Source organism: Peptococcaceae bacterium 1198_IL3148 (genome assembly GCA_036763105.1).
In the GTDB taxonomy this organism is placed as follows: domain Bacteria; phylum Bacillota; class Desulfotomaculia; order Desulfotomaculales; family Desulfohalotomaculaceae; genus JBAIYS01.
Genome location: JBAIYS010000002.1, coordinates 195,916 through 217,364 on the forward strand (window position 1 = coordinate 195,916; position 21,449 = coordinate 217,364).

Sequence of the window (21,449 nt, forward strand, 5' to 3'; positions counted from 1 at the left end):
GAGGATTGTATAACTTTTTCTTAGATGGAACGCAGTTGCCCATAGCTCCAGAAGAATTGATAACGAAAATAAATAATAAAAACAAAACTATTACATTGATAAATGAAGGAGAAGTTAGTTTGCTTAAACAGGCCGGACTAACTTCTTTTGAATTTACAGTTGATTTGCCTAATCAGAAATATCCATTTGCTGTTTACCCAAATGGTTATCAACCGGCATCATACTACCTTGAAAAGCTAGAACGATTGAAAGTTAGTAAAAAGCCCTTTCGGTTTATCGTTAATCGAATGAGGCCTAACGGAAAACTTATTTTTGACACAAATATAAATGTATCATTAGAAGATTACATCATTACAGAGAGCGTAAAGACGGGTTTTGATTTAGAAGTTACAATCAAACTGAAACAATACAAAGCATGGGGTACCAAAACAGTAAAAATTGAAAATACCACAACAGCTGTTAAAACAGCAACTGTACAGGCCGCGAGAGATACATCATCTAAAACAACACCCAAAACCCATACAGTAGTTAGAGGTGATACTCTTTGGGCTATTGCTAAAAGGCATCTTGGCAATGGAGCACGTTATCCCGAGTTAGCAAAGCTCAATAATATTACTAATCCTAACTTGATTTACATAGGCCAGGTGATTCGCCTTGAGTAAATGCGAAATTCTAATACAATACGGAAATACGATTTATCAACCAGCGGTAGAGGAAGGTGTTGTCTGGGAGGCACAAAGAAGAAAGGCTGCGGGGAAACTAACCTTTACAGTTTTGAAAGATGCAGCATTGAATTTTACAGAGGGTAATGCAGTTCGCTTTACCTATGGCGGGGAAAAAGTATTCTACGGCTTTGTCTTTTCGAAGCAACGCTCTAATAACGATGAGATCAAAGTTATTTGTTATGACCAACTCCGATACTTTAAAAATAAAGATACGTATGTTTACGAAAACAAAACTGCCACTCAATTATTAAGAATGGTGGCTAATGATTTTCGGCTTAAATTAGCAAGAGTAGCTGACACAAAAATTGCTTTATCCGCATCTGAGGATAACAAAGAATTATTTGATATTGTCGGAAACGCTCTTGATGAGACAACGACAATAAGCGGTCAATCTTATGTTTTATATGATGAGTTTGGTGGTTTGGTTTTAGAAAACATCTCAAATATGAAATTAGATATCCTTATCGATGCAGAAACCGCACAAACTTATGATTACAGGTCATCAATTGATAGTGGCACCTACAACAAAATCAAACTGGTTTACGACAATAGTGAAACAGGAAAACGTGAGGTCTTTATTGCCCAGGATAGCGTAAATCAAAACAATTGGGGCATCTTACAGTATTTTGAGAGTTTGAATAGTAATGTAAACGGCAAGGCAAAAGCAGATACACTATTGAAATTATACAACCGAAAAGCTCGTTCGCTCAGCATTAAAGACTGCGCCGGTGATGTACGTGTCCGTGGTGGTTCGTTAGTTCCAATTATGCTTAATTTAGGTGATGTGGCATTAGGAAACTATATGCTGGTTGAAAATGTTAAGCATACGTTCAAAGAATCGGAACACACGATGACAGTGCAGATAAATGGCGGTGATTTTAGTGCGTGATGCTAATACACTGGTGAGGTTGATTAAACAAACAGCTTTGGATGCCGTTAACGCTTCCAATCCTACAATGATTCGTTTTGGTAATGTTATTAGTACCAGCCCGCTCAAAATTCAAATTGATCAGAAGTTGATACTTTCTGAGGTGCATTTAGTTTTAACCAGAAATGTAACTGATTTTGAACTACAAATGACGGTAGATCATACTACCGAGGTTGAAAGTGGCCCAGAAAACCATAAGCATGATTATAAGGGAAGGAAAAATTTTAAGGTGCACAATGCGCTGAAAGTAGGCGAAAAAGTGATCTTGTTAAGAGTGCAAGGCGGTAAACAATATGTTGTAGTTGATAGGGTGTGATCATATGCTGCCCAACAACGATGGTTTAGTGATGGATTTTGAAGAAACAACTGAACCAAGTAAAACCTTTAAATTACACATGGAAAAGAATCGCTGTATTGGCTTTGTTGATGAACTTGAAGCCGTGAAACAAGCGATTTTTTTAATGCTTAATATTGAAAGATACGATTATCTAATATTTTCATGGAATACTGGTGTCGAACTTAAAGACTTAATAGGGAAACCCGTAGCTTATGTTGCTAGTGAGGCACCACGTAGAATCAGAGAGTGTTTATTGCAAGATGATCGTATTACAGAAGTTACTGATTTTGAAGTGACGATTAGTAAGAATAAAGTCCATGTAACTTTTACAGCACATACGATATTCGGTGAAGTTCAGTCGGAAAGAGAGGTGGAGTACTGATGGCGGAACCAATTAACTTAGACACAACTTACGAAGACTTAATGGCTCAGAAACTCGCTAAATTTAGTGAAATGGACAGACGAGAAACAAGTCCACTTTACATTTCAACTGCTGCCAACAGTGCAGAAACAGCTCAAATGTTAGCAACTATTAAAAATAACATTGATTTAGTTTTTGCTGACACTGCTCCGAGAGAATATTTGATTAGACGTGCAGCAGAAAGAGGTTTATCTCCACATCCAGCAACAAAAGCTAGGTTAAAAGGTGAATTTAACATTGATGTGCCAATCGGTTCACGTTTTTCTGGCGATGATTTGAATTATATTGTTGTCGAGAAAATTGATGATGGTGAATTCATCTTGGAGTGCGAAAGCGCCGGAGAAGCAGGGAACTTATATTTAGGTACATTAATCCCAATCGATTACATTACAGGACTTGAAATAGCTAAATTAACAGAAGTATTGATACCAGGCGAGGACGAAGAGGACACAGAAGCTTTTCGAACTCGCTATTTTAATAGTTTTAAATCGGTTGTATTTGGCGGGAATCGCGCTGATTATAAAGAAAGAGTTGGTGCTTTAAGCGGTGTTGGCGGTGTCCGTGTATATCGTGCTAAATATGGTCCTGGAACGGTTGGGCTAACCATTATTAATTCGCAGTTTGAAAAGCCATCTCAAGCACTAATCAACGCAGTGCAAGAAGCAGTTGACCCGTTAACCATGCAAGGTGAAGGAGTAGGACTTGCGCCAATTGACCATATTGTAACAGTTTCAGGGGTAAATGAAACTGCAATAGACATTGAACTAAATATCACTTATCAAGATGGCTGGACTTGGGCTGATATTCAAGATGACGTTTACCGAGTTATCGACGAATACTTTAAAGAATTGGCGAAAGAGTGGGCACAAGCGCAAACATACGAAGAAGATCACACTGGTTTGGTTGTCCGTATCTCTCAAATTGAAATCAGATTGCTAAGCGTAAACGGCATTTTGGATATTGCTGATACAGAACTTAACGGAGTCACATCTAACATCCAACTTGATAAAGAAGCTATACCTGTTAGGGGCGTTGTGAATGGCTAGGGAAGTCGATATTTTAAGTTATTTGCCTCCAATATTACATGAAATCAGGGAAATAGTAGAAATCGCCAACGTTGAAAATTCGTCTCTTGAATCCGTTTGGCAAGCAATTGAGGACGCATTAAACAATCAATTTATCTTAACAGCTAACGAGGAAGGGTTGGCTCGTTATGAAAAAATGCTCGATTTAAAAGTTCCGGCTACTGATAGTGTAGAAACTCGAAGATTTAGACTTTTAACTCGTTTTAACGAGCAACCGCCATACACAAACAAGATAACAAAAAAGCTACTCGACACACTACTCGGTGAAGGTCATTACGATTACATCAGAGACGCAGCAAACAAAACTTTGACAGTAAAACTGGAACTAACGGTAAAAGGTCAATTTGATGCGGTTGTGGCAATGCTAGAACGAGTTACACCACAAAATATGGTCTTAACAATCGAACTCAGATACAACACACATCAAAAATTGTCTCAATTTACTCACTCTCAATTATCAGCTTACACACATAAACAACTACGAGAGGATGTGTTAATTTAATGGCATCTGAAACACCGAATTATCAATTGTTAAAGCCTGATCCAAATGATTTTTATGATGTCAATGTAGCAAATACCAACATGGACAAAATCGATACAATATTAAAACAATTAGCTAGTGCAATAGCTAGCGGAGCTACTGCTGAACAGATTGAGGAATTAGGAAATGCTATCGGTAATCTAGAGGGCCTTGAAACAGAGACAAAAACCAATTTAGTAGCTGCGATCAACTCATTAAAGCAAACCATTAGTTCGCATTTGGCCGAAACTGCGACCGATGAGGTACGACCTCATGGCATGGGCACTGCGGCGGGCAAAGATGTGCAAGCATCAACTAGAGATGAAAGTACCGGGCGTTTAATGCAAGTGGGGGCGTTCGGTTTAGGTGGAGGTAGTATCGGTGAAAACGGAGACCTAAATACGTTTTTGGGATATACAAACAAGTTCTTTTGGGCGGGTTCTGGTAGTGGCGACGGTCTAGCGAACACTCCTGGCAACTTGTATGGACATGGAATACAGTTTGTGCGGGCTGGTGAAGAGGGCTCGTCACGTACTCAGCTATTTACAGACAATGGTGCGGGTGATAAATCTATGTGGTTTAGAGGTTGGAGTGGCTCACAATGGGGTCCGTGGTTTGAACTTTTCCACGAAGGGAATCAACCAAAATTAAGGGTCAATAATGATGTTGTAGAATACCTAGACGACAATACATGGAAACCAATAAGTAAAGGCGGTTTACTGCCTGGCTTCAATGGACTACTATACTATAGTGGTGAGGAGCATATCCAGTTTGACGTTGGTTATAAAACAGGAACAGCCACACAATCTAAAAACGCAGATTGTTTATTATTACAACCGTCTAGTTCTACTGGTGAATGCGCGTATGTAACAAGCATTGAAGTTGATTTAACCAATGTTAATACATTAAAAGTTGATTGGGAACAAAGCTATGCAGATAATAATACTTACTCTTATTTAATTGTATCCACAAGTAAAACTGGCAACTTTGAAACGTATAATGCCCGTACTTATGTGCGTGGGCAATTCGCTAGAAAAATTGATACTCTCGATGTAAGTAACCTTACCGGTACTTATTATATACGTGTGGCTGCCAGGCGTCTTGACACGGCTAGTAGTTCTCCGTCACATAAAATATACAGGATTTGGGGTGAGTAAATTATGACTTTTGAAGAGGTGAAACAAGAGCTTATTGATAGTGGCAAAGATCCAGACGATTTTAATATTGAAATTAAGGAGAACACTGTCAAAATTTCACCTAAAAAACTTGATGATAAATTACAGAACGCAAAAACAAAAATTGTGGGTCTACAGCAGGAAAACCAACAACTGGAACAATCACTAGCAGACACTAATGCTATGATGCTTGAACTTATGGAATCAATACTTGTTTAGGAGGTATATTTAAATGGCAGTAATCAGTTTATTAGTTAAAGCATATGCAGTAAATATTTATCGTTATGGAAACCGTACTTTTGCAACCATTCCAGCGGAATACCACGAACCTGTTAAACAACACGCAGCATTAAACCTTGAATTATCAGAAATTGACCAAGCACTTGCAAAACAATATATCACCGAGCAAGAATATAACGAAACACTTGCTTATATTCCGAAAGAAGAACCAACTGAATAGTACGCTAAAGACTAAAAATGCGTACTAAGTTTCATCATATTCTGAGTGCTTTTATCTTTGCAGGAATATGCATTTTTTAATAGAAAATCTCCTTTTATTAAGTAAGAAAAAGGGGAGAGAGCGAAAATGTATACTGTTAATGTTGAAGCTTTTGCAAATGAATTAATCAGTTCAATCAAAGAATATAGGAAAGCTAGAGATGAAGCGAATTCAGGTAAAATTGTTTCAGGTATCGATGGTTATAAAAAGTATGAGAGAGAATTAGAAGATTATTTGAAGGAAAAACAAAATATTTACGCTGGGGAAATGGTTAATTTGCCCAGAAGCGAATACTGGAAAAATGTAATTAAGGCAAAAGCAGAAGTTATTGCAGCAATTGGAGGGTGCGCCTTGCTTGTTGATGTTTGCGATCAACTAAGTAATCATCCAGAAAATGCAGTCTACCACTTTGCCTCTGCATTTGAAGTGGCGGCGGACGGATTGGCAGGTTTTTATATTTAAATACAAACTTAGTAAACGCCTAGTGTTAGGCGTTATTTTTATGCCCGGGTAACACTGGTGCCTGGGTTAACTGTTACTGGGGGTGGGAGCATGGGTGAAAGCGATGTTCAAAGGCTATACAAAGCCATAGATAAATTACAAAAGACAGTGGACGAGGTAAAAAAGGAATTATCTGATACAAAGGTGCTGCTGGCCGGCACGTATGTCACAAGGGAAGAATTTGATAAAAGAATTACTGCTCTGGATAACAAGGTAGAGAACCACGAAAAAGAGGACAGAGCAAATAGGTTTAAGTTTGCCGGCATTGTCGCAACCGCAACCGGTATAATCGTTAGCGTCATTCAGTGGATGGTTGGCTTATGGACCAGGTAATTGAGCTGATTATACCTTTTATTGCACTAGCCATCTTGAGTGTGATGATAGATAAGTTCACCCTGTTTTTAGAAGCTGCCATGAATTTAATACCAGGGTTGCCAGATAAATTCGAATGGCCCGTTGCCTATGTACTTGTACTAGCAGCGGGTTATGTTGTTTGCTGGCAGGGGAATTATGATTTGTTTGCCTACCTTAACATTAACTTTAATTACTCATGGCAGGGTTGGTTAATGACAGCACTTGTTATATCAGGCGGCAGTGCTTTTGTTCGGAGTAGTTTTGGTGTTGTTGACGCCATACCAACTGGTATTGGTGGGGTGACGTCTGTTGTTAAAAAGTTCTTCAGTACTAAATAAGGAGGGGTTATACATGCTCATAGTTTTAGATCCAGGGCACGGTGGTAAAGATCCGGGTGCGATAGGCAATGGTTTGCTCGAAAAAAGGTTGACCTGGGAACTGGCACTACTGGTAAAGGAAAAGCTGGCAAATGTTAAAGCGGATGTTAGAGTTGTGCAGCCAAGTGCAACTAACCCTAACAGTACCGGCCGTAATGAAATCAATATCCCGGTACGGGAAGCAAATAACATGAAGGCTGACTTTTTCTTGTCAATCCACATCAATGCCGGTGGCGGTACCGGATTCGAAAGCTTTGTCTACAGCGCTGGTAGTAAGGCAGACCAAATTCGTGATAAGTTACACTATCAGATTATGCAGTATTGTAAAAAGCATAATCTGCCTGATCGCGGCAAAAAGTACAGCACTCATTTTGGTGTGCTACGCATGACTAACATGCCGGCTGTATTGATCGAGTGTGGCTTTATCGACAACCAGTATGATGCCAAACTGTTGGCCGACCCTAGGTTTTTGGATGGTTTAGCGAATGAAATCGCTTACGGGTTGATAGTGGCTTTAGAATTGGAGGCTAAATAATGGAAGACAAAATTGTACAGATTGCATATGAAGTACTGGCTATACTTATACCAGCGCTAGTGGCTTTGGTTGCTGAACTTGTGCGCCGCCGGTTGGGTACCGAAAGGATCCAAAAAATCCAAGAAGAATTGGTTGCTAAACAAGAATTGGCCATTATTGCGGTAAAGTTTGTTGAGCAAGCATACATGCAACTAAAAGGCCCGGAGAAATACCAACAAGCTGCTGCATGGTTAGCCAAGCAAGCCCAGAACCATGGAATCAAACTTGCTGAAGATGAAATAAAAGGTTTGGTGGAGTGGGCCTTGCGCGAGATCAAGGATGAGCTTGGGGAGCAGTGGGCCGATGGCTTGCAAAGTTGATGAGATGCGGGCGGACATTGCTAAGGTTAAAAATATTTGTTTTAGAGCTGAAAAGGTGACTGAGCCCCGCCAACTACAGCAGTTGCTAAAGCAGATTTGTAGCTATACAGCAGAATACATGACTAAATAAAAACCCCTAGTGATGTGGTCTATTAGTAGGCCATGTTGCTAGGGGTTTTTCTGTTTTTATATTATTCAATAACCCGTAGTTTTAGTGGTAATATGAAATTTATGTTTATGAACGACAAAAAACGACATAGTAAACAACATTGTTTTGATAGAATTAGCACATAGTTTTAAATTAATCTTAAAAGGGGATGTTATATAAATGCCTCGAATAGCAACGTTTATATATTCGGAAGATAGCCTTTCAGAACCCACGCCTCAAGGGCAACGGATGAATGTGGTTAACCCTCAATTGGTTTTTAGACCCTTATTTATTCCAAGTTTGTTTTCCTTTGCGATAACATTTGGCATTTCAGGAATGGATACAACTCAAGAAAACAAAATACAATTACTTTTCCGGAATCCAGATGACAGCGAGATATTAATTAATACAGACTTCACAATGCCAAAATCAGATGATGATTCCGAATTGCCTATTGAGGTACGTGGGGCTATGGTAAATATGAATCTTAGGAACGTTCCTTTTAAATCCGAGGGAACATATTCGACTGAAGTTATTGTTAATGGAGATTCGTTGGGCAGATTCCCTATATATGTTAAGGGGAAGGAACAAGTATGATTCAATTAGAATTTAACTATCCAAATGGTCCATCTACATCAGTAAGTCATGAGATCTGCGCAAAAGACACAGGCACATTAAGAAAGGCAACTTTATTTATTCAAAAAACAGTTATAGCCTCTGTTGTTGCTGGTTCTTTAATTATTTTACCTCATGGAGCAGATGCTAACATTAGGAACTTAGGTGTATCAGGAGAAAGTAATCACTCTATAAAAACTGAAATTGGGTATGGTCATAAGGTACAAAAAGTTGTTGGTGAGAACGATGTTTTTAAAGATAAAAATTTTTATACAGCAAGAGAAATGGCAGACGTAAATGTTTCAGAATATGTAAAAATAAGCAACATAAAAAACTCCGCTGCATTTGATGAAAATGTATTCATTAAACCAGAAATCGGCTATAATATAAAGAACCAATTAATTAATAGTATTACGCTGGGTGATATGAGTACATGGATGGAGGGGATGTTTATGAAAAATAATAAAAAAGATAATGTAAAACATCCCGTTAAAAAATGTAAAGCATCAGTCCGTGTTAAAAATCATGAACCAATGAAAATTAAGGACACGTTTGTAGATTTTGGCGTTGAGCGATTGATCATAAAACAATCAATTAAGAAAAAAATTACAGCTACAGTGCGTCGCGCAGAGCCAGTTAAAAAGATTTATGGTTAAGGGGGCTTCAGCGTGCAGTGGTATCAGGAAGTAGATTCTCACGAACCAATTAGTCAAGGAGATATTTTTCTTAACGTTCCTTTCTTTAGCGTGGACGTTAATTCTGTTGACTTAGAAAAAATAGATGATTCAACATCCATTGAAATTGAAATGGAGCGGATTAATTTAGTTGTATTAACTCAAGCTTGTGATCTTCAGGATGGAGTTAGCGAGGTAGTTGTTGCAGAAATTGAGGATATTAAAACCATGGAAGTTGTTGGGTCGAGGTATGATTTTGTGTGCAGTGTACATGCTGGAAGAAGGCCAAATTATGCTTTAATTGGAAAACATGAAAGTGAAGATGATAGGTTAAACATGAATTTTCAAATCGTAGATTTTTCTGATCTGCATACCATCCCTTTTGATTTTATCAGAAAATACAGCGAACAGTATGGCAGAAGGTTAAAATTAAATACACCTCATAGAGAACTGCTTTCCCAGCAATTTGGTAATTATTTTTCTAGAATCGGTCTGCCAAATGAAGACTTCATAAGTAAAACAGATCTGAAAGAAGCCCTTAAATAATAACTCACCTTTGTGTGAGTTATTATTTTTCCAAAGCGACCATTTAAAATTGGTCTATAATTATATTAGTAATTTAGTCCACAGGCTTGCTGGGTCACTAGGAACCCAGCGATGCTCCTTATTTGGTCAGTAATAGGTATACCAAAACCCAAATCAGAGCTAAAGCCTCTGGACTAATATACATATTTAAGCCTCCATATTTAACTTATAATTGTATTATTGCTCGTTAATAAATAGTTTATACCAGTTCAAAAGCAGATAACTCCAAGAAAAGCGGTGCAAGGGGATATGGGCAATCCTCTAATAGCATCGTTTTTCTGTTTTCTGCAGGACTATCGACACTTAACGTTGAACCACACTCCAAAAGCAATCAGGAGCAAAAACAATGTACACGTTATTCATACTCCAAACAATCTGGTTTGTGTTATTCTATCGCTGGTGCCGTCTCCCCAGGTGGCTGCAGATCATTGGTGCCAGCGTAAGTATTAACGAAGCTTATTTAATAGAAGTAATGTTTATTAGAGAGGTGACCACCAATGCCGCCAACCCGCGAGGAATTATATGCAGCTATAGAAAAAGTCAAAGCAGAAATAGTTGATGTAAAGGAGCGCTGGAAGGCGGCTGCCGATCCAGTCGAAGAGCGCCGGCTGAAACGAAAGCTGAAAGAGTTACAGTATCTGCAACTATGGCAGATGGACATGGTGCAGAATATGTATGATCAGGAAAGGAAACGTTAAACATCATCCTCAAAATTAGCCCTGCCACATGGTAGGGTTTTTCCTTTTATAGTACTCATTAAGTAACGCATCCAGTTGCTGGCTAACCTGCACTACATCTTCATGGCCAAAACCTTTCTCCTCAGCTAACCTGTGCATTTTCCTCCGCGATTCTTCAATTTTTATCAGTAATTGAGCAAAATTTTGCATTGTTATCCCCTTTCAACACAACAGTTTCAATTTTAACATATGTATGTCAGGAAAAATGTCGAAACCAGTCTTTGTTAAGTAAAATTAATATATTTCATACAGAACAAATGTTTGCTATAATGTAATAGGGTGAATTAAATGAATGTCTTGGTAGATGGTGGTAAAAAATATTTATACGTGCTCTTATCTACAGACATAGGTAAAGATATACCGGGCGGTTTAATACACGCGTTGGAGAAATATAACACTGACTACTCTCCAAGAGAGTGGAAAATGGAACGCGCTTGGTTAGGATTTCGGCTGGCCTATAATTTCGATGATGTTGACTATGTTATTAAAGCGTTAAATCATCATGGCATCAGTGCCGGCCCTTTACTTAAGTTGTGGAATGATCTTAAGGAGGATAAATGATACCATGGTTACCGATGAACAAATAATTAATGCAATTATAGAATTAAGTGGAAAGGGATACCCGCCAAGTATTAGAGAGATTGGCAAGCTCGTTGGATTAAGGTCCAGCAGCACTATCCATGCTAGACTAGCTAAGTTGCGTAAAGCGGGGATAGTTGAATGGGAACAGGGGCAGCCAAGAACGTTAAGAGTGGTTAGTAAATACGCATAAAGAAAACCCTGCCAATTAGACAGGGTTTATATCTATTAAGGTTTGCAAACGCCACAAGGTGCGTAGCCTTGGGCTTGTGCATCTGCAGCATCTTTAAACCAAACTTTATTTTCTGCAGTTATCTTTTCAGCATAGCGACAGCCTGGTTCATGGTATTTATCTGATTCAGCACTGCCAACAAACTGGCCAGTAGTGACAGCTGGTACTTGTGGCGTTGGCTCTGGTTTAGGTGTAACAATTGGTACTGGTTTTGTTTGTACTGGGGCAGGTTGAACTACCGGTGCTGTGCGATTATATTGAGTAGCTACTGAATATGTTTTGCCATCCGTAATCACAACAATATGACCGTTTAGGTCTGTACGATATATTTTAATGTTAGCATTATTTAACTTTTGCAATGTTTCTACTGTTGGGTGGCCGTAAGAGTTACCGGCGCCAACACTGATGATGGCAGTTTTCGGGGCGACTTTATTCAAAAAGGCATCAGATGTTGAAGAATCGCTACCATGATGGCCTACTTTAAGCACCTCTGCCTCTAGTTCTCCTTTTAGTATTTTTTCAACTGGTTCTTCTGCATCGCCGGTGAACATAAATTCAATGTTGCCGGTGTCCAGTCTACAAACCACAGAGTAGTCATTCACGTCTTTCCATGTCTCTGAACCGGTCAGAACCTGCAGAGCTACATTACCAAAAGCGAATGACTGGTGACTATCAGCTATACATTCAGCACCTTCTGCCTGTGCTTTAGCGCGATATTCGGTACTAATTTTGCTATCGGTAAAGTGTCCACTGTCTATGATTTGTTCAACCTTAAAAGCATCTAAAACTGCAGGCAAGCCGCCAATGTGGTCCTCATGCGGGTGGGTGGCGACTAATAACTCAATATCGTCTACTCCCTGTTTCTTTAAATAGTCAACTACTAAAAAACTATCGGCACGATTGCCACCATCAATCAGTACGTCCTGATTATTGGGCATTTCAATGTAAATACTATCTGCCTGCCCTACATCAATGAAGTGTACTTTTGTTATTTCAGTTGCTGGTGTAGTTGGTGAAGTTATTGGTGCAGTACCAGTTGAAGTGATTGTAATGGTTTGACTAGCTCCATCCCATACTACATTAGCACCTAATGATTCACTGACAAACCTAAGTGGCACCATAGTGTTTCCATTTACAACCTTGCCCGGTACTTGCAGTGCTACAGCTTGACCGTTTTTGTAGGCTGTCTTAGAACCTATTTGCAATTTAATAGTTGTCTGGCCTTTTACAGCATTAACGGTTTGGGTTGGTCCATCCCAGTTTACTTCAGCTCCGAGTGATTGAAAAATTGCTCTTAGTGGCACCAATGTTGTTCCGTTTTCGCTTGCTGTGGAAACATCGAGCGGTTGGCTATCAACTATAATGCTGATGCCATTACTTGATATTACTGGGGCTGTCGGCATGGGGGTTGTTTGTTCATATCCGGGGAAAGGTCTTCCGGGGTCTGTAACGATTATTTCTCCCCCGTTACCTGGAATGATTTCATCTGCAAAGACCGGGGTTGCCAAAAGCATCAATGCTATCACTAATGCTACGATAATTGGTTTTCTCAATCTTAGATCCTCCTTTGAAATTTGTAGTTATATGTATAATTGTTTATGAATTAGCAAATTCCTCCAATGCGACAAATGTTGTCATTATTTATCAAGGCTTAAGAAACTGTAATAAAGAATCCAAAGCCTATAAATAATTAATAATAGTTTTCGACAAAACATTACATAGTTTTGTTGAAATTGATTAGATTGATTGATTAGTATACTATTAAAAGATTAAAAGGAGTGCTGAAATGCGTAAGGTAATATTAATTTTGATACTCGCTTTTTTGACGTTAGGAGTTCTGGTTGGTTGTGGGGGAAGTGATCCCGATGAGCTTAAAGATATTGCTACTAAAGAAAATGTGTGGCTAGAGCAACTGCAACCTATAGCAAGTAATATAACAAATAGTTATGAAAAATGGGAAGCTGGTGAACTCTCGAGAGAACAATTAGCTAATGAACTTGCTAAAAACATTGAAGAGGTACAAGATCTAAGAAGCCAATCGGACCAATACTATCTTAATGAAATAGAGTTAACAGAAGAAATCAAAAAGCATCCAGACTACGATCAAGGACTATATTATGGCCAAAGTTTACGTCTAAATGTTTATACATTTTTAATTGCTGCCACACAGGGCTACCAAGTTGCACCCAGCGATACGCTAAAGAACAAAGAACCAGTAACAGATCAGGAACTAAAAAGCACCTTTGATACAGAAATGGTGACTGGCTATGAACGTAAAGTTGATAAACTGAAAACAGCTTTGGGAAATCAACTAAATTAACTGTTAGAAGCATTAACCCGGCCAATGCCGGGTTAATTTTTTAATATGGCCATATAAGTTTTTAGCTGGCCAATATACCGTTGCAACGGCTGTCGCTTATCCTGTTCCCACTCACGCAACGTTTTAACATTAACACCGATGGTGGCTGCCAGTTCCCTTTTTGTCAGCCCGTGAAAATGTCTAGCCTTAGATATGCGCTGTCCCAATGTATCCTCGGGCAAAGATTCAAAGCAACCCAAATATGATACCGGCGCATCTAATGCAGAAGACAATCGCCGAAGCGTATGCAGCTTGGCTTTAGTTTTATCTGTTTCTAATAAGCTAATGTTATTGGGTGCTATTTGTGCAATTGTAGCTAAATCACGAATAGTCATGTTTTTATCTATCCTAGCTTTGCGTAAGCGGGCACCAGGTGTATTTGGATTAGAGTTATATACCGATGGTTTAAGGTAATGAGAAGATAATAGTGTCTTCTTTATTATGCAACCCTCCAAGGATGGTTCTTGCACGGACAGGGATTGGCACTGGCCACTAACATTATTCGAGCGGGATAGGTGAGGGAGGACTGCACTCTGGTGATGGAAACAATGCCATCCTCCAATGGTTGACGCAGTGATTCTAAGACGTCCTTGCGAAACTCCAGTATTTCGTCTAGAAATAAAACGCCATTGTGGGCCAGTGACACTTCGCCGGGGCGAGGAATGCGTCCACCACCAACTAAGCTGGCAGATGATGCAGAATGATGAGGAGCCCGAAAGGGTCGTTCTGTTACCAATGCTTGATGCGGTTGTAGCTGACCGGCTAAGCTGTGCACCTTGGTTACCTCCACCGCTTCGTCAAAGGTCATATCCGGTAATATTGAGGGTAGTCTGCGGGACAACATAGTTTTACCCGAGCCAGGGGTACCCACCATCAAAATATTGTGGCTGCCGGCGGCAGCCACTTCCAATGCGCGTTTAGCGGCAAGTTGGCCCTTTACATCGGCAAAATCACAATGGGTTGTATGATTATTTTTCAGCAATTGGCTAACGTCAACATGGTGAGATACCAGTTCCATTTCTCCTTTGAGGGCGGCCATCAGTTGCACTAGGTGACCTGCTGGGTAGACATTAATGCCCTGGACTAAAGCGGATTCAGCGGCGTTTTCAGTGGGTACCACCAAATTGCTGTGGTGATGTTGTTGGGCGGCCAAGGCCAACGGCAGTGCTCCATTAATCTTGCGGATGGCTCCATCTAATGAAAGTTCGCCCGCAAAAATATAATCACTGCATTTTGTGGCATCTATTTGTTCCGAGGCGGCCAAAATACCTATGGCGATGGGCAGGTCGTACATTGGCCCTTCCTTGCGTATATCTGCAGGGGCTAAATTGACAGTAATTCTCTTTACAGGGAAATCAAAGCCAGAATTTTTAATGGCTGCCCGCACCCGCTCTTTGGCCTCCCGCACCGAGGTGCCGGGCAGCCCCACTAGGTCAAACCCAGGCAAACCGTGGGATACATCGACCTCTACTTTAATAACCACACCATCAAGCCCCTGGAGCGCAATGCTGTGGACAATGGCAAGCATAGAATCCTTCCTTCCATAAGCGAGGATATTTGGTATATTCTAGCAAAATATTGGTTTACCTGCAGCCTTTGTGAAAATAGATCAAAAATACAGAAAATGGTTGGCGGGATATATAAAATTGTAATAATATAAGAGTAAAACAGAGTAAGGTGGGTTAAACATGGACCATAATGTAACACCTCAGGAATATCTGGCTGCTTTAATAGAGATTTATCGAGGTTATATGGTAGATATCCCTAAGGTGGACGATAAATTGCAGTTGGATTTATTAAAGGATGTGCTTTCCTCGGCCATTAGATTTGCTGAAAGTGAAAGGGCAGTACAAACCATCAGTGAAGAGTTGTTTAATTGTGCGCAGGGAAAATGTAATTTTGCCCAGCAGATAGAGGCGGCAAAGGTACAGTCACCAGAAGTATTAACTGCCAAAATGACCGCTGCTGCCTACATAATGAAACTTCATAACAGTGCAAATTAGGAGAAAAATCACATGATTAAGGAAGGCGTGCTAATATTAGCCCACGGCTCCCGCCGGGAGGCAGGCAATGAAGAAGTCAAAAATATAACAAAACAAATAAAGGCCAAGGATGGTTTAAATCGCCTTTATCAAGCGGCATTTATGGAGTTCGGCCAACCCAATATGGTAGATGGGGTGGCAAAATTAATTGACAGCGGTGTGCAGAAAGTGATTGTGGTGCCGCTATTCTTGTTTTCGGGCAATCATATTTGGCGGGATATTCCCCAGGCATTAGAGCAACAAAGACAACAATATCCAAATGTGCAGTTTGTGTTGGCCCGACACATTGCTGCAGCCAATCTGTTTCCGGATTTAGTTGCGGAATTGATTGATGGTGTTGACAATAAATAGGCGCTGTGATTACAGCGCCTAAAATACCACCAATAAAAACCAGACGATCATGCCAATTTCAATAATCAGCTTTACTAAAGCCCCTCCGGCAAAGCCCAGTAAGGTACCAACACCTACTTTAATCGCTTGTTCCAGTGGCCTATTGCTCAATAATTCCCCAATGATGGCGCCAAAAAACGGACCTAAAAGGATACCAAAGGGTCCTAACAGAAATAACCCCACAACACCACCGACAATACTGCCCCAAACCGCGGCCTTAGAACCGCCATATTTTTGAGCACCGATGGCCCCCGCCAAGTAGTCCACAGCGAAGATCAGCATAAGCAATAGCACCTGACCGATCCAAAAGGTGGGGGAGAAGGCGGCAAAGCCCTCAAAGGCTCCGTAAACCACCATACCCAGCACTATTAACGGCCCACCGGGTAGTAGCGGTAAAATGGTGCCGGCTAAACCAACCAACATAAGCAATACTGCTAGTGTAATACCAATCCAACTCATAAAATAGCCACCTTATCTAACCGCATATTAAAAATAATTCTAACATAGGGCTATTCGCTGCGCAATGCTTCAATGGGATCAAGTTTGGCCGCTTTAAGAGCTGGATAGACACCAAAGAAAATACCTACCAGTAATGCGAACACCAAGGCGGTAATCACTGCCGGCATCGACACTGCGGTGTTAATATTTGGTAGTATTTGTGGCAAAAGTCGAGCACCGGTAATACCGGCCAATAGCCCCAGCAGGCCGCCAATTAAACTTAGAAAAACAGCCTCGATCAAAAATTGGACTAAAATATCCCGTCGTTTGGCTCCGATGGCTTTACGAATACCGATTTCTTTAGTTCTTTCGGTGACCGAAACCAGCATAATATTCATAATGCCAATGCCCCCAACCAGCAGTGAAATAGCCGCAATGCCCCCGAGACCAGCAGTCAATGCCCCTAAAATATTGTTGATGGCTTTTAAAATGTCCTTTTGTTTTAACACCGTAAAATTACCTTCGGGATGGTTTTGGCTAAGGGTATTTTTAATGACGGTGGCGGCAGCCTCCACATCCTGGGAAGAGGGGGCTTGCACTAATATCTGGCCCACTGTTTTATCCGCTTTACGATCTAAAACATCGGTAATTGGCAAGTAAATTTTAGTATTGATATTCTCGGCCTGAGGACCCAGGTTTTCAGGTTCCTTATATTTTAGAATGCCAATCACTCGGTAATCCTGACCGTTTATTTTAAAGGATTTACCAATGGAGTTTTGGTTATTGAACAGCTCAATGTTTGCTTGTTGGCCGATAACCGCCACTTTAGCTTTGTTTTTTCGCTCATCACCATTAATAAAGCGGCCGTGGGCAAAATCTAACTTATTTATTTTGTTGAAATCTTCGTCCACTCCGGTGGTGGAGACAAAAATATTTAAATCATCTAATCGATCGATACTAGTCAAGCTACCAGTGGCGGTGGCAATGTTATCTTGTCCCTTTAGCAATAACACATCGTCATAGGTTAAAACATTGGGACTATCATTGAAGTGTCCATCTTGAACGCTGAGCTGGCTTTCGCCTTTTTTAGGAGGGCCCATCTGTATTTTGCCGGGCACTACATAAAGCAGGTTAGCCCCCAGCGATTCCACCTGGGAGCCAACCTCCTGCTTTAGGCCTTCACCAATGGAGGTTAAAGTGATGACGGAAAATATACCGATAATTACCCCCAGCATAGTTAACAGGCTGCGCAACTTATTATGAAACAGCGATTTAATACTGCTGCGGATACTCTCTTTAAAATTCAATTGGTGACCTCCTCCAGCACACCATCTTTAATACTAATTACCCGTTTAGCCCTGTGGGCAATATCTAGGTCATGGGTGACAATGATAATGGTTTTACCTCGGCTGTTTAACTCCTGAAATATTTCTAATACTTCCTGACCGGTTTTGGAATCTAGGTTACCGGTGGGCTCATCGGCTAGCAACAATGAAGGGGAGTTGACCAAGGCCCGGGCTATGGCCACCCGTTGTTTTTGTCCACCGGATAGCTGGTTAGGCTTATGTTTTAAGCGATTGCTGAGGCCTAAAGCATCCAGTGCCTGGATCGCCTGTTGGCGAGCATTTTTGTTAGATTTACTATATTGTATTGCCAATTCAACGTTCTCCAGTGCGGTGTATTGGGGCAGTAAATTAAAGGATTGAAAGATGAAACCGATATGCTGGTTTCTTATTTCAGCCAGGGCATTGTCGTCTAATTTGCTAATATCATTGCCGTCCAATTTGTAACTGCCGCTGGAAGGGCGGTCTAAGCAACCGATGATATTCATTAGGGTAGATTTTCCTGATCCCGATGGTCCAATAATGGCCAAAAAATCACCGTCTTGTATTTGTAGCGAAACATCCTTCAGCACCTCAGTAACTTCATCGCCGTTTATGTAGTTTTTGTATAAAGAATTAAGCACTATTGTCATAAAATTATTTTTCGATTGTTGGCGGTGATTTATACTTGTAATTGGCTGTTGATAAATAAAAAACCTAACCCCTTGCTAGGGCTAGGTTACTAAAGTTATTTATTTTGCTGAGCAAAAATTACATACGAATATATCGTTGTGATTATAGTAGGGACCAGTATACCCGCCATCATGATGACAAACCCAACGGTGGGGGAAGCCAATAGCCCCAGCAGTGCCACCAAACCACCGGCAACCATTAATTTACTGCCAAGGCGGTGAGTTTTTTTCCAAACCACTTCACTGGCCAATGTCCAAGGGGTTTTAAAACCCAAAGTATAATTGTGTTTAATTTTAGCCATGTAGTTGCCTAAATAAATGAAAAAGATGGGCAGTAGGATGCGCATGATTAAACTAATATTAACCTTATACCCTAAACCTGCCATTAGCGACATGGTAACCACACCCACCATAATCAGTACTGTGGCCAGGCAAATTTTTTCATAACTGGCGCTAAATTTGCGGTAGCTTTCTTTTTTGGGATCAATTTTAGGAATGATAATCATTAAGAGATAAATTCCTAAAGGTAACAATGGCATGATTAGCGTTGCCACAGCTTTGTGCGAGTAGCCGTCAATCTCACCTTTAATATTCCAATGGGTTGGTACTTGTTCGGGCATTGAAGGGTAAAATGATGCACAGATACCCCAAAAGGTCAGTAGTAAGATGATGGTTATCCAGCTAATTTTTGTTTTGCCATTAGTCACTGGTTTTGCCCCCCTTCTGCATGAACCCTGCAAACCAGGCCATCACTTCATCCATAACGGTGGTGTTAAGCGAGTAGTAAATGAATTGCCCTTGCCTTTCATCCTGTACTAAATCAGCATTTTTTAATACATTTAAGTGATGGGAAACACTGGGCTTAGATATATTAAAGTGCTGGGCTATTTCGCCCGCTGTTAAGTCCGCATTTTGCAGCATCTTTAATATTTCTCGCCTGGTTGGGTCTGATAAAGCCTGAAAAGTTTTGTTGATTGACATCGCATTTGCCACCTTTAGATATTTAGAATATTATCTAACTATCTATATTATACTATGTCTTTACCATCGATTCAAGCACTAAAAAAGCCCTGCGTAAAAACGCAAGGCTTTTTTAGGCTTAACTAAGTGGTTACTTTATTCCAAATGTAACGAATGATGTCGCCACGACTGATGATGCCAACCAGTTTTTTGTTTTTAACTACCGGCACTTTTTTTATGCGTTTATTGCCTAGAATTTGGGCGACGTTGTCCAATTCAGTATCAGCGTCCACTGTAATCACACGTTTATTGGCCAGTTCCATGATGTTTAGCTTCAGTAGGTCATGAACCTTTTTTTCCATGGTTTCGTTGTCAAACCAAGTTATCAGGTGGGTGAAATAGTCAACAATGACGGTATTGTTGTAACCAATATATTTCATAATATCGCCATCGCTAATAAAGCCAATGGGCTCATTAGCGTCATTGACCACCGGCAAACCGCTAATGCGGTTGGCAACAAATTTTTCCATTACATCGCTAACGGTACTGTTGTTTGTAACAGCAATTACCGGACTGACCATAACATCACTTGCTGTCGGCATACCATATACCCCCTTTATAAGCATATTATACCATTTGGGAGTAGAAATGCACAAATTATCATACTAAGGTTAAAAAATAAGTTATCGGTGAGCTATTTTATGATTTAGTTTTTTAATTTCTGCATCCAAGAACTTAATTTCTTCAACATATTTGGCTGCTTTTTCGTTTGTGGTGGGATTAATTAAATTGGCTTTGTAAACATAGGACCCCAAATCACGAAGCAACGCATTCCTTTGCTTTTTTAACTGGTAACAGCTATATTTCAGATTGGCCAGTTCTGTCACTTCATCTGCCTTTTTACCAATCAACACCAAAGCCTTGGTCAGGGTCTGTTCAACCTTTTTGCTCAATTCCATTATTTCCAGTCCCTTCATAAAGCATGTTTTGCTATTATATAACATGATTATGTTTTGGGTGACTGTTGCGCAATCAGATTGACCGTTAATTTTAAATACGGAATTTTTCAATGGTCGGCGACTCTTTAATTGCCCGCACAAAGGTATCATAATTTTGGGCACCAACAATTTTTTTACCGTTTTCAAAAATAAAGGTTGGCAAACCAGCAACTTTGTGTTGGGCACCCAGTGCGCGGTTGTTGTCTATCACTGGTGCATATTTTTTTTGCTGTAATGCTTGTTTTAGCAGGTTCACATCTAAACCCACTTGTTGACCGCAGGCCAATACGGTTTCTAATTTGCCAATATCTTGGCCCGCTTCAAAATAAGCTTTAAACACTGCGTCGTGAAATTCTACAAATTTGCCATACTCCCGGGCAAACTCACTGGCTTCTAAGGCTAATCTGGTGTTGGAGTTAACCTCCATTTTTTTAAAGGCTACCCCGTAGGGCTCTCCGGCCTTGTTTAAACTTGTCATCATTTTGTCGATGTCTAAGTCGGGAAAAGCCTCCTTGAGCAGAGCCCCTTCCTTGGGGGTTTCGGGATGTAACTCATAGCCAATCCACTTTACCTCCAATGAATACTCCCTTTGCAGTTGTTCGACAATACCTTTGCCGATATAACAAAACGGTCAAGCATAATCTGAAAAGAGTAGCACTTTGGTCGGTGCCATCTGTAATCAATCCTTTCGTTTTGAAATTGGTTATAAGTATAGTGCGGGTGCGACAATATCTATTATACTGTAACGATGACATTTTTTGCATCCGGACTTTTTTATTCTTTTGAGATGAATTATACTAATACAGGAAGTTGAAAGGTTTGCTAGCGAAAAAAATGGAAAAGCTGTAGATATATTGGTAGG

36 protein-coding genes are annotated in these 21,449 nt (G+C 40.2%); 24 read left to right on the top strand and 12 right to left on the bottom strand.

From position 1 onward, the window contains the following. The first annotated feature begins 5 nt into the window (after nt 1-5). The 19 genes from V6C27_02985 (at nt 6) to V6C27_03075 (ending at nt 10,536) form a co-directional block, all read left to right on the top strand. Nucleotides 6-662, top strand: a complete 657-nt coding sequence (locus V6C27_02985; protein MEG6615395.1) for a LysM domain-containing protein — start codon at nt 6-8, stop codon at nt 660-662. Continuing rightward, nucleotides 655-1,614, top strand: coding sequence for a hydrolase (locus V6C27_02990; protein ID MEG6615396.1), 960 nt, complete (start codon nt 655-657; stop codon nt 1,612-1,614). Before V6C27_02985 ends, V6C27_02990 begins: the two co-directional genes overlap by 8 nt. After that, a complete protein-coding gene (locus V6C27_02995) occupies nt 1,607-1,969 on the top strand; it encodes a DUF2577 domain-containing protein (protein ID MEG6615397.1) in 363 nt (120 codons plus the stop codon). The genes V6C27_02990 and V6C27_02995 overlap by 8 nt, the downstream gene beginning before the upstream one ends. Before the next feature lie 4 nt (nt 1,970-1,973). Continuing rightward, the gene (locus V6C27_03000; protein MEG6615398.1) at nt 1,974-2,372 is read left to right on the top strand and encodes a DUF2634 domain-containing protein; all 399 of its coding nucleotides are present in this window, start codon (nt 1,974-1,976) and stop codon (nt 2,370-2,372) included. Beyond that, a complete protein-coding gene (locus V6C27_03005) occupies nt 2,372-3,457 on the top strand; it encodes a baseplate J/gp47 family protein (GenBank protein ID MEG6615399.1) in 1,086 nt (361 codons plus the stop codon). Before V6C27_03000 ends, V6C27_03005 begins: the two co-directional genes overlap by 1 nt. Continuing rightward, on the top strand, nt 3,450-3,998 hold the full coding sequence (locus tag V6C27_03010) for a putative phage tail protein (GenBank protein MEG6615400.1): 549 nt from the start codon (nt 3,450-3,452) through the stop codon (nt 3,996-3,998). The genes V6C27_03005 and V6C27_03010 overlap by 8 nt, the downstream gene beginning before the upstream one ends. Beyond that, complete coding sequence (locus tag V6C27_03015) at nt 3,998-5,173, top strand: pyocin knob domain-containing protein (protein ID MEG6615401.1); 1,176 nt, start codon at nt 3,998-4,000, stop codon at nt 5,171-5,173. Before V6C27_03010 ends, V6C27_03015 begins: the two co-directional genes overlap by 1 nt. Before the next feature lie 3 nt (nt 5,174-5,176). Next, a complete protein-coding gene (locus V6C27_03020) occupies nt 5,177-5,410 on the top strand; it encodes a hypothetical protein (protein MEG6615402.1) in 234 nt (77 codons plus the stop codon). Nucleotides 5,411-5,423: 13 nt separating this feature from the next. Next, nucleotides 5,424-5,651, top strand: coding sequence for a hypothetical protein (locus tag V6C27_03025; GenBank protein MEG6615403.1), 228 nt, complete (start codon nt 5,424-5,426; stop codon nt 5,649-5,651). A gap of 126 nt (nt 5,652-5,777) precedes the next feature. Continuing rightward, nucleotides 5,778-6,152 carry a hypothetical protein gene (locus V6C27_03030; protein ID MEG6615404.1) on the top strand — a complete coding sequence of 125 codons (375 nt, stop codon included), beginning with the start codon at nt 5,778-5,780 and terminating at the stop codon, nt 6,150-6,152. 90 nt (nt 6,153-6,242) lie between these two features. Beyond that, nucleotides 6,243-6,524 (top strand): hypothetical protein, encoded by a 282-nt coding sequence (locus tag V6C27_03035; protein ID MEG6615405.1) that lies wholly within the window; start codon nt 6,243-6,245, stop codon nt 6,522-6,524. Further along, nucleotides 6,512-6,883, top strand: a complete 372-nt coding sequence (locus V6C27_03040; GenBank protein MEG6615406.1) for a hypothetical protein — start codon at nt 6,512-6,514, stop codon at nt 6,881-6,883. Before V6C27_03035 ends, V6C27_03040 begins: the two co-directional genes overlap by 13 nt. A gap of 13 nt (nt 6,884-6,896) precedes the next feature. Continuing rightward, a complete protein-coding gene (locus tag V6C27_03045) occupies nt 6,897-7,457 on the top strand; it encodes an N-acetylmuramoyl-L-alanine amidase (GenBank protein ID MEG6615407.1) in 561 nt (186 codons plus the stop codon). Beyond that, nucleotides 7,457-7,816, top strand: a complete 360-nt coding sequence (locus tag V6C27_03050) for a phage holin (protein MEG6615408.1) — start codon at nt 7,457-7,459, stop codon at nt 7,814-7,816. The genes V6C27_03045 and V6C27_03050 overlap by 1 nt, the downstream gene beginning before the upstream one ends. After that, nucleotides 7,800-7,946 (top strand): hypothetical protein, encoded by a 147-nt coding sequence (locus V6C27_03055; protein MEG6615409.1) that lies wholly within the window; start codon nt 7,800-7,802, stop codon nt 7,944-7,946. The genes V6C27_03050 and V6C27_03055 overlap by 17 nt, the downstream gene beginning before the upstream one ends. Nucleotides 7,947-8,144: 198 nt before the next feature. After that, complete coding sequence (locus V6C27_03060; GenBank protein ID MEG6615410.1) at nt 8,145-8,561, top strand: hypothetical protein; 417 nt, start codon at nt 8,145-8,147, stop codon at nt 8,559-8,561. Beyond that, nucleotides 8,558-9,235, top strand: coding sequence for a hypothetical protein (locus V6C27_03065; protein ID MEG6615411.1), 678 nt, complete (start codon nt 8,558-8,560; stop codon nt 9,233-9,235). The genes V6C27_03060 and V6C27_03065 overlap by 4 nt, the downstream gene beginning before the upstream one ends. Nucleotides 9,236-9,247: 12 nt before the next feature. After that, nucleotides 9,248-9,799 carry a hypothetical protein gene (locus tag V6C27_03070; protein ID MEG6615412.1) on the top strand — a complete coding sequence of 184 codons (552 nt, stop codon included), beginning with the start codon at nt 9,248-9,250 and terminating at the stop codon, nt 9,797-9,799. A gap of 536 nt (nt 9,800-10,335) precedes the next feature. Then, nucleotides 10,336-10,536 carry a hypothetical protein gene (locus tag V6C27_03075; GenBank protein MEG6615413.1) on the top strand — a complete coding sequence of 67 codons (201 nt, stop codon included), beginning with the start codon at nt 10,336-10,338 and terminating at the stop codon, nt 10,534-10,536. A gap of 15 nt (nt 10,537-10,551) precedes the next feature. Here V6C27_03075 and V6C27_03080 read toward each other — a convergent pair whose 3' ends face one another. Then, on the bottom strand, nt 10,552-10,725 hold the full coding sequence (locus V6C27_03080; GenBank protein ID MEG6615414.1) for an aspartyl-phosphate phosphatase Spo0E family protein: 174 nt from the start codon (nt 10,723-10,725) through the stop codon (nt 10,552-10,554). Between the two features lie 138 nt (nt 10,726-10,863). On the opposite strand from V6C27_03080, the gene V6C27_03085 reads away from it, so the two are divergent. Together V6C27_03085 and V6C27_03090 are read left to right on the top strand one after the other, a co-directional pair. Beyond that, nucleotides 10,864-11,136, top strand: a complete 273-nt coding sequence (locus tag V6C27_03085; protein ID MEG6615415.1) for a hypothetical protein — start codon at nt 10,864-10,866, stop codon at nt 11,134-11,136. Between the two features lie 4 nt (nt 11,137-11,140). Then, nucleotides 11,141-11,347 (top strand): hypothetical protein, encoded by a 207-nt coding sequence (locus V6C27_03090; protein ID MEG6615416.1) that lies wholly within the window; start codon nt 11,141-11,143, stop codon nt 11,345-11,347. A 35-nt stretch (nt 11,348-11,382) separates the two neighbouring features. Here V6C27_03090 and V6C27_03095 read toward each other — a convergent pair whose 3' ends face one another. Beyond that, nucleotides 11,383-12,939 carry a stalk domain-containing protein gene (locus V6C27_03095; protein MEG6615417.1) on the bottom strand — a complete coding sequence of 519 codons (1,557 nt, stop codon included), beginning with the start codon at nt 12,937-12,939 and terminating at the stop codon, nt 11,383-11,385. Between the two features lie 233 nt (nt 12,940-13,172). On the opposite strand from V6C27_03095, the gene V6C27_03100 reads away from it, so the two are divergent. After that, on the top strand, nt 13,173-13,706 hold the full coding sequence (locus V6C27_03100) for a hypothetical protein (GenBank protein MEG6615418.1): 534 nt from the start codon (nt 13,173-13,175) through the stop codon (nt 13,704-13,706). 32 nt (nt 13,707-13,738) lie between these two features. Here the strand turns inward: V6C27_03100 and V6C27_03105 are convergent, their stop codons facing one another. Then, nucleotides 13,739-14,215 (bottom strand): helix-turn-helix transcriptional regulator, encoded by a 477-nt coding sequence (locus V6C27_03105; GenBank protein ID MEG6615419.1) that lies wholly within the window; start codon nt 14,213-14,215, stop codon nt 13,739-13,741. Next, nucleotides 14,185-15,273 carry a YifB family Mg chelatase-like AAA ATPase gene (locus tag V6C27_03110; GenBank protein ID MEG6615420.1) on the bottom strand — a complete coding sequence of 363 codons (1,089 nt, stop codon included), beginning with the start codon at nt 15,271-15,273 and terminating at the stop codon, nt 14,185-14,187. Before V6C27_03110 ends, V6C27_03105 begins: the two co-directional genes overlap by 31 nt. A 160-nt stretch (nt 15,274-15,433) precedes the next feature. On the opposite strand from V6C27_03110, the gene V6C27_03115 reads away from it, so the two are divergent. Together V6C27_03115 and V6C27_03120 are read left to right on the top strand one after the other, a co-directional pair. Next, entirely contained in the window at nt 15,434-15,748 is a 315-nt protein-coding gene (locus V6C27_03115) for a hypothetical protein (protein ID MEG6615421.1), read from the top strand. 12 nt (nt 15,749-15,760) lie between these two features. Then, complete coding sequence (locus tag V6C27_03120; protein MEG6615422.1) at nt 15,761-16,138, top strand: CbiX/SirB N-terminal domain-containing protein; 378 nt, start codon at nt 15,761-15,763, stop codon at nt 16,136-16,138. Between the two features lie 18 nt (nt 16,139-16,156). Here the strand turns inward: V6C27_03120 and V6C27_03125 are convergent, their stop codons facing one another. From V6C27_03125 to V6C27_03160, 8 genes are all read right to left on the bottom strand, one after another. Beyond that, a complete protein-coding gene (locus V6C27_03125) occupies nt 16,157-16,636 on the bottom strand; it encodes a DUF456 domain-containing protein (protein MEG6615423.1) in 480 nt (159 codons plus the stop codon). 50 nt (nt 16,637-16,686) lie between these two features. After that, on the bottom strand, nt 16,687-17,922 hold the full coding sequence (locus V6C27_03130) for an ABC transporter permease (GenBank protein MEG6615424.1): 1,236 nt from the start codon (nt 17,920-17,922) through the stop codon (nt 16,687-16,689). Then, a complete protein-coding gene (locus tag V6C27_03135; protein ID MEG6615425.1) occupies nt 17,919-18,590 on the bottom strand; it encodes an ABC transporter ATP-binding protein in 672 nt (223 codons plus the stop codon). Before V6C27_03135 ends, V6C27_03130 begins: the two co-directional genes overlap by 4 nt. Nucleotides 18,591-18,685: 95 nt before the next feature. Further along, a complete protein-coding gene (locus V6C27_03140; protein ID MEG6615426.1) occupies nt 18,686-19,336 on the bottom strand; it encodes an SdpI family protein in 651 nt (216 codons plus the stop codon). Beyond that, nucleotides 19,329-19,610, bottom strand: a complete 282-nt coding sequence (locus tag V6C27_03145) for an autorepressor SdpR family transcription factor (protein ID MEG6615427.1) — start codon at nt 19,608-19,610, stop codon at nt 19,329-19,331. The genes V6C27_03140 and V6C27_03145 overlap by 8 nt, the downstream gene beginning before the upstream one ends. Before the next feature lie 122 nt (nt 19,611-19,732). After that, nucleotides 19,733-20,191 (bottom strand): CBS domain-containing protein, encoded by a 459-nt coding sequence (locus tag V6C27_03150; protein MEG6615428.1) that lies wholly within the window; start codon nt 20,189-20,191, stop codon nt 19,733-19,735. Nucleotides 20,192-20,272: 81 nt separating this feature from the next. Further along, nucleotides 20,273-20,548 (bottom strand): hypothetical protein, encoded by a 276-nt coding sequence (locus V6C27_03155; protein ID MEG6615429.1) that lies wholly within the window; start codon nt 20,546-20,548, stop codon nt 20,273-20,275. A 91-nt stretch (nt 20,549-20,639) separates the two neighbouring features. Further along, complete coding sequence (locus V6C27_03160) at nt 20,640-21,206, bottom strand: DsbA family protein (GenBank protein ID MEG6615430.1); 567 nt, start codon at nt 21,204-21,206, stop codon at nt 20,640-20,642. Nucleotides 21,207-21,449: the final 243 nt, after the last annotated feature.

Coding starts and splice junctions, on each gene's coding strand:
- V6C27_03100 (MEG6615418.1), top strand. CDS start 13,173: ATGCGTAAGGTAATATTAATTTTGATACTCGCTTTTTTGACGTTAGGA.
- V6C27_03090 (MEG6615416.1), top strand. CDS start 11,141: ATGGTTACCGATGAACAAATAATTAATGCAATTATAGAATTAAGTGGA.
- V6C27_03135 (MEG6615425.1), bottom strand. CDS start 18,590: ATGACAATAGTGCTTAATTCTTTATACAAAAACTACATAAACGGCGAT.
- V6C27_03050 (MEG6615408.1), top strand. CDS start 7,457: ATGGAAGACAAAATTGTACAGATTGCATATGAAGTACTGGCTATACTT.
- V6C27_03155 (MEG6615429.1), bottom strand. CDS start 20,548: ATGGAATTGAGCAAAAAGGTTGAACAGACCCTGACCAAGGCTTTGGTG.
- V6C27_03035 (MEG6615405.1), top strand. CDS start 6,243: ATGGGTGAAAGCGATGTTCAAAGGCTATACAAAGCCATAGATAAATTA.
- V6C27_03115 (MEG6615421.1), top strand. CDS start 15,434: ATGGACCATAATGTAACACCTCAGGAATATCTGGCTGCTTTAATAGAG.
- V6C27_03055 (MEG6615409.1), top strand. CDS start 7,800: ATGGCTTGCAAAGTTGATGAGATGCGGGCGGACATTGCTAAGGTTAAA.
- V6C27_03000 (MEG6615398.1), top strand. CDS start 1,974: ATGCTGCCCAACAACGATGGTTTAGTGATGGATTTTGAAGAAACAACT.
- V6C27_03125 (MEG6615423.1), bottom strand. CDS start 16,636: ATGAGTTGGATTGGTATTACACTAGCAGTATTGCTTATGTTGGTTGGT.
- V6C27_03040 (MEG6615406.1), top strand. CDS start 6,512: ATGGACCAGGTAATTGAGCTGATTATACCTTTTATTGCACTAGCCATC.
- V6C27_03150 (MEG6615428.1), bottom strand. CDS start 20,191: ATGCCGACAGCAAGTGATGTTATGGTCAGTCCGGTAATTGCTGTTACA.
- V6C27_03015 (MEG6615401.1), top strand. CDS start 3,998: ATGGCATCTGAAACACCGAATTATCAATTGTTAAAGCCTGATCCAAAT.
- V6C27_03120 (MEG6615422.1), top strand. CDS start 15,761: ATGATTAAGGAAGGCGTGCTAATATTAGCCCACGGCTCCCGCCGGGAG.
- V6C27_03005 (MEG6615399.1), top strand. CDS start 2,372: ATGGCGGAACCAATTAACTTAGACACAACTTACGAAGACTTAATGGCT.
- V6C27_03145 (MEG6615427.1), bottom strand. CDS start 19,610: ATGTCAATCAACAAAACTTTTCAGGCTTTATCAGACCCAACCAGGCGA.
- V6C27_03030 (MEG6615404.1), top strand. CDS start 5,778: ATGTATACTGTTAATGTTGAAGCTTTTGCAAATGAATTAATCAGTTCA.
- V6C27_03020 (MEG6615402.1), top strand. CDS start 5,177: ATGACTTTTGAAGAGGTGAAACAAGAGCTTATTGATAGTGGCAAAGAT.
- V6C27_03060 (MEG6615410.1), top strand. CDS start 8,145: ATGCCTCGAATAGCAACGTTTATATATTCGGAAGATAGCCTTTCAGAA.
- V6C27_03010 (MEG6615400.1), top strand. CDS start 3,450: ATGGCTAGGGAAGTCGATATTTTAAGTTATTTGCCTCCAATATTACAT.
- V6C27_03110 (MEG6615420.1), bottom strand. CDS start 15,273: ATGCTTGCCATTGTCCACAGCATTGCGCTCCAGGGGCTTGATGGTGTG.
- V6C27_03025 (MEG6615403.1), top strand. CDS start 5,424: ATGGCAGTAATCAGTTTATTAGTTAAAGCATATGCAGTAAATATTTAT.
- V6C27_03080 (MEG6615414.1), bottom strand. CDS start 10,725: ATGCAAAATTTTGCTCAATTACTGATAAAAATTGAAGAATCGCGGAGG.
- V6C27_03065 (MEG6615411.1), top strand. CDS start 8,558: ATGATTCAATTAGAATTTAACTATCCAAATGGTCCATCTACATCAGTA.
- V6C27_03075 (MEG6615413.1), top strand. CDS start 10,336: ATGCCGCCAACCCGCGAGGAATTATATGCAGCTATAGAAAAAGTCAAA.
- V6C27_03045 (MEG6615407.1), top strand. CDS start 6,897: ATGCTCATAGTTTTAGATCCAGGGCACGGTGGTAAAGATCCGGGTGCG.
- V6C27_03085 (MEG6615415.1), top strand. CDS start 10,864: ATGAATGTCTTGGTAGATGGTGGTAAAAAATATTTATACGTGCTCTTA.